This is a genomic window from Rhodoplanes roseus (assembly GCF_003258865.1).
GTDB lineage: Bacteria > Pseudomonadota > Alphaproteobacteria > Rhizobiales > Xanthobacteraceae > Rhodoplanes > Rhodoplanes roseus.
This window is the reverse complement of sequence record NZ_NPEX01000363.1, coordinates 1-4,894: the sequence shown is the minus strand read 5'-3', so window position 1 is coordinate 4,894 and position 4,894 is coordinate 1. Positions and strand designations below refer to the sequence as shown.

Below are 4,894 nucleotides of genomic sequence, written 5' to 3'. Positions count from 1 at the left end.
GTCGTGGGTGATGCGCAAGCTCGTGGATGGCCGGGACAAGCCCGGCCATGACGGGTCTTCATCCGGGACGGCCTTGTCCGTCGTGCCCGGCGCTTACGGACAACGGAGAACAACAAAATGCCCGACCACCAGAAATTCATGCGCATCGCGATCGGCGAGGCCGTACGCGGCGCTGCGATGGGCGAGCAGCCGTTCGGCGCCGTGGTGGCGATCGGCGACGAGCTGGTCGTCGCGACGCCGAGCCTGAAGGTCGGCACCTGCGACACCACGGCTCATTCCGAGACGCTGGCGATCGGGCTCGCGACCAAGAAGCTCGGGCGGCGGGAGATCCCGGAGGCGACCTTCTACTGCACCTGCGAGCCGTGCCCGATGTGCTGCGGCGCCGTGCTCAACTCCGGCATCAAGACCATGGTGATCGGGGCGCGCAACCGCCACGTCCAACAGCACGCCAAGCTCGCCTTCAACTTCAAGGACTACACGGTGGAGCGGCTGGCCGAGATGGTCGGCTGGGACCTCACCGTGATCGAGGGCGTGCTGCAGGACGAGTGCGTCGCGCTGTACAGCGGCGCCGCCGTGCCGCTGACGCGCTGAGGGGCCGGCATGACACCCGCTGCCGTCGAGGCCGTCATCGCCGGGCTGAAGGCCGCCGGCATCAGCGTCGTCTGCTACCTGCCGGACTCGCTGTTCAAGGAGCTGTATCCGGCGCTCGACGCCGATCCGGACATCCGCACGATCAGGGTCACCAACGAAGGGGAGGGGGCGGCGATCTGCGGCGGCGTCTTCCTCTCCGGCAAGCGCGCCGCGCTGGTGATGGAGAATTCCGGCCTGCGCGCCGCCATCGAGCCGCTCGCCCGCATGGGCATGGGCGCCGGCATTCCGGTCGTGATGCTGATGAGCTATCGCGGCGATCTCGGCGAGAACAACTGGTGGGCCGTGCCGCACGGCATGACCATGGAGCCGCTGCTGACCGCCATGCGGATCCCGTACCGGGTCGTCGACGACGCCGCGAAGGCGAAGCAGGCGATCCAGGACGCCGTCACCTGGTCCTACGCCTCCTATTATCACTCCGCCGTGGCGATCACCGGAGGGCTGGTGCGATGAGCGCGACCGCGGTCTCGGCCAAGATGCACCGTTTCGACTGCATGCGCGTGCTCGCTCCGCTGCTGAAGGACGAGCTGGTGATCCTGTCGCTCGGCGCCAGCGTCGACGAGTGGTACACGGCGGCCCCGCACATGCGCGCCGCGAGCCTGTTTCAGCAGCAGCTCGGCTGCGTCACGCCGCAGGCCTTCGGGCTCGCCGTCGGCCTGCCGCACCGGCGCATCGTGTCGCTCGACACCGACGGCGGCATGATGTTCAACCTCGGCATTCTGGCGACGCTGGCCAACGAGCAGCCGAAGAACCTCCTGGTCGTCGTCTGGGACAACGAGTGCTACCAGTCGATCGGCGGCCCGCCCACCCACACGGCGCAGGGGCGGGTGGACATCGCGAAGATCGCCCAGGGCGCCGGCATCGCCGAGGCGCACACGGCGACGACACTCGACGCCTTCGAGGCTCTGTGCCGCCGCGGGCTCGTCGCCGAGGTGCCGTTCGTGGTCGTCGCCAAGGTCTCCAAGGAGAGCTTCCGCGACGTGCGGCGCAAGCACTCGGACGGCCGCGAGGACAAGTACATCTTCGTGCGCCACGTCGAGGCGACCGAGGGCATCGTCGTCATGGGCCCGAGCGAGCACAACTGACGGCCGGCCCGCGGCGCCTCCGTCTCACCGGGTCAGCGAATTGAGCGCGGCGAGGAGGAAGATCGTCAGCACGACGCCGATCACCCGCAAGGCGACGAGGAGCTTCTCGATCCGGGCCTGGACGGCCTCGTCGACGACCTGCACCGCGACCTTGCGGCCCCGCAGCACCGCCTCGCGCGGCGCCGCATCGGCGGCCGTGTCGGTCGCGGCAGCGTCGTCGGCACTGGCCAGCCGGTAGTAATGCGCGATCGCGTAGTGCTCCTCGCGGATCTTGTAGAGCGGGATCAGCCGATCGAACAGGAACAGCAGGCCGACGGGCCAGAGCCTCGTCGCCGTCCGAGGGGCACCCGAGGGCTCGAAGCCGACGACGCCGAGCCCGAAGCGGAACAGAAGCCAGAAGCAGAGCAGCACGCCCGCCACCCACCACACCACCTTGCCGGGCCGCAGCCCGTGGTCGGCGAGCGCCCACAGCATCACCGAGAACGCGGTCCCGACCAGGTCGGCGACCGCCGAGACCACGCTGCCGAATCCGGCCTGCACGGTGCCGTTGCTCCGATCGGGGGATTCGGCCGGCAGCGTCCGCTTGCCGGCCGGACACAGCCCCTCGACGAAGGGTAGCCAGCGCACCACGCGGTCGCAGAGATCGAGATTGCGGCGCTGGACGCGCAGCTCGTTGGCGTCGGCTCCGGCCTTCTCGAAGCCCTCCACGAAGGCGAGGAAAGGCTGCGAGGACGGCGCCTTGTTCTTGTCGAGCCAGCGCAGCACCTCGTCGACGCTCGGCAGCTCGACCTGGCTCGCGAGTCTGGCGCCGTAATCGACGCCGCAGGCCGGCCGCGCCTTGTGGATGCGGCCGAACCGCAGCCCGTCCAGATAGGTGACGTACGGCCGGACCTGGTCGGCGAAATTGTAGATCGCCGCCGTCGCGGAGAGGCCGATGGCCTCGAACTTGTGGAGCTCCGAGACCCGGTCGAACGCGGGGTGGCCGCGGGGCACGGTCCGCAGCGCCGGGTCGTCGCCCCACAGGTCGATCACCAGGTTGCCGTCCACCTTGCTGCCGTTGAGCGCCAGGATCGTCACCGGGTGATGCGGGTCCGGAACCTCGCCGTCGCGCGGCGTCCCCCAGTTGAACGCCGTCAGGCAGAGCGACGCCTGCACGGTGGTGTCGAAGACGTAGAACTCGAGATAACGGCTGCCGGCGACGCCTTCGATCCCGGCCGTGCGGGTGCTGCCGTTGGGCAGCGCCTCGGCCTCCTGGCGACAGCCGCGCAACAGGGCGTTCTCGTCCGCGGGAAGGTCCGGGAGAGCGACGCGCCGGCGCTCCTGGTCGGCCAGGGCCGCGATGGCGGCGCTGCGGAACAGCGTCTGGGTGTAGGTCGCGGGCCGCCCCTCGACGGCGTGCCGCCACCACGGATAGCGGGTCGCCAGCGGTCCCGTACCGATCGTGACGACCCGGCCGAACCCGGCCCGATGGGCCGTCAGGTCGCCGACCGTGCTGCCGTTGATGTGGTAGGCGCAGCGCGCCTCGGTCTCGTCGAGGCCGAGCGTCCCGCCGATGCGGCTCGACTGGATCCACAGGCGCGAGAAGGCCGAGCGGCTCATGTCGAGGTCGCCCGACACGGCCAGCCGGATCATGTGGGCGTCGAGGAAGACGATCGCGCTCTTGTGCTGCCACGAGCCCTGCACATGGGTGTCGTAGGCGCGCAGCTTCCGGATGAAGCTGCCGCCGAGATAGACCGAGCCTTCCACCCGGGCGCGGTTGAGCCGGAACGTCTCGAACAGCACCGCGTATTCGAGGCTCAGGTCGCCCTTGACCCGCAGGTTGCGGGCGTCGAGCAGGCCGTTGAAGACCGAGCGGTCGAGCACCAGCGAGTAGGGCAGGTCGACGCCGGCGAGGTCGAGCCCGTCGCAGAACAGCGCTCCGACGATGCGGATGCCGGTGGGGGCGATCCCGGCCTCGCGGGCGAGGCGCTTGACGATGTCGCTCGGCAGCTTTCGGGGATCCGCCCCGTTGCCGCAGACCCGGGCCCAGTCGCGCTCGCCGAGCGGCATGCCGGCCTTGTCGGCGACGGCGTCACCAGCCTGGCGCGGCACGCAGGCCGGCTGCGGCGCCATCACCACCTCGTTGCCCTCGGAGAGGCAGGCGACGATGCGGTCGAAATTCGTCTTGACCTGCCCGGGCGCCGCGGCATCCTGCGCTGCGGCGAGGCCTGCCGCCGACAAGGCGGCCAGGGCGAGCCCGACGATCACCCCGGCCAGAACCCCGGCAAGCCCGATGCAGACGCGCCCGAGGCGGAGGCCTGCGGCCGAACCACGTCGCAGTCTGAACACTGTACGGCTCCCCGGGCGAGACCGATTCGGACTAGTCACTGTCGACGATACCATCCTGGCGCAACCTTTGCGTGTCATATTGTTTCTACGCCACACGATAACGGGCGGTCGGCCGGCATGACCGCGTCCCCCCCGCTGGTGCTCGTCGCCGCCGTGGCCGAGAATGGCGTCATCGGACGTGCCGGCGCACTGCCGTGGCGGCTCAAGTCCGATCTCCGGCACTTTCGGGCGCTGACCTTGGGCCATCCGGTCGTGATGGGTCGGAAGACGTTCGTCTCGATCGGGCGACCGCTGCCCGGGCGGACCACCATCGTGGTGACGCGCGATCGCGGCTTCGCGGCCGCCGGGGCGGTCGCGGCCGGCGATCTCACGACGGCTCTGGCGATTGCGCGGGCCGATGCCCTGCGGCGCGGAGCCGACGCCGTCATGCTGGTCGGCGGCGGCCAGCTCTACGGCGAGGCGATCGGCACGGCGGATCGGCTGGAGATCACCCGGGTGCGGCTGCGGCCGGACGGCGACGCCTGGTTTCCGGCCGTGGACGAGCGCGTCTGGCGAGAGGTCTCGCGGACCGAGGGGACGCCCGGGCCCGAGGACGAGGCGCCGTTCGCGTTCATCCGGTACGAGCGGGCCGGGTGACCCGGCCGGACGCCGCGGGCCCGGTCCCGTGTGCCCGGTCCCGTGTGCGCGGTCTCGTGCGCCCGGTCTCGTGCGCCCATGAGCCGCGCGCCGCGGCAAGTCCGCGCGTTGAAACGGGGGTTGGTTTCCTATAACCCAGGCCACATCTTAGCGAAACGCTCCGCCGGGAGCGTCTTGGCGCGACCCGGAACGGGGCG

General features: G+C 70.5%; 5 protein-coding genes. 4 read left to right on the top strand and 1 reads right to left on the bottom strand.

Features of this window, described 5'->3' with window-relative positions; translation table 11 throughout:
- Nucleotides 1-117 precede the first annotated feature (117 nt).
- Genes CH341_RS28115 through CH341_RS28105 form a run of 3 tightly spaced genes read left to right on the top strand, consistent with a single transcriptional unit; the run spans nucleotide 118 to nucleotide 1,733 of the window.
- Nucleotides 118-591, top strand: a complete 474-nt coding sequence (locus CH341_RS28115) for a nucleoside deaminase (RefSeq protein ID WP_111422363.1) — start codon at nucleotides 118-120, stop codon at nucleotides 589-591.
- Nucleotides 592-600: 9 nt separating this feature from the next.
- Entirely contained in the window at nucleotides 601-1,101 is a 501-nt protein-coding gene (locus tag CH341_RS28110; RefSeq protein WP_111422360.1) for a thiamine pyrophosphate-binding protein, read from the top strand.
- Nucleotides 1,098-1,733 (top strand): thiamine pyrophosphate-dependent enzyme, encoded by a 636-nt coding sequence (locus CH341_RS28105; RefSeq protein WP_245431287.1) that lies wholly within the window; start codon nucleotides 1,098-1,100, stop codon nucleotides 1,731-1,733. The genes CH341_RS28110 and CH341_RS28105 overlap by 4 nt, the downstream gene beginning before the upstream one ends.
- Nucleotides 1,734-1,757: 24 nt before the next feature.
- On the opposite strand, the gene CH341_RS28100 is transcribed toward CH341_RS28105, so the two are convergent.
- Nucleotides 1,758-4,061 carry a hypothetical protein gene (locus CH341_RS28100; RefSeq protein WP_146604653.1) on the bottom strand — a complete coding sequence of 768 codons (2,304 nt, stop codon included), beginning with the start codon at nucleotides 4,059-4,061 and terminating at the stop codon, nucleotides 1,758-1,760.
- Nucleotides 4,062-4,178: 117 nt separating this feature from the next.
- Here CH341_RS28100 and CH341_RS28095 point away from each other — a divergent pair, with 117 nt between their 5' ends.
- Entirely contained in the window at nucleotides 4,179-4,697 is a 519-nt protein-coding gene (locus tag CH341_RS28095; protein ID WP_111422355.1) for a dihydrofolate reductase, read from the top strand.
- Nucleotides 4,698-4,894 lie beyond the last annotated feature (197 nt).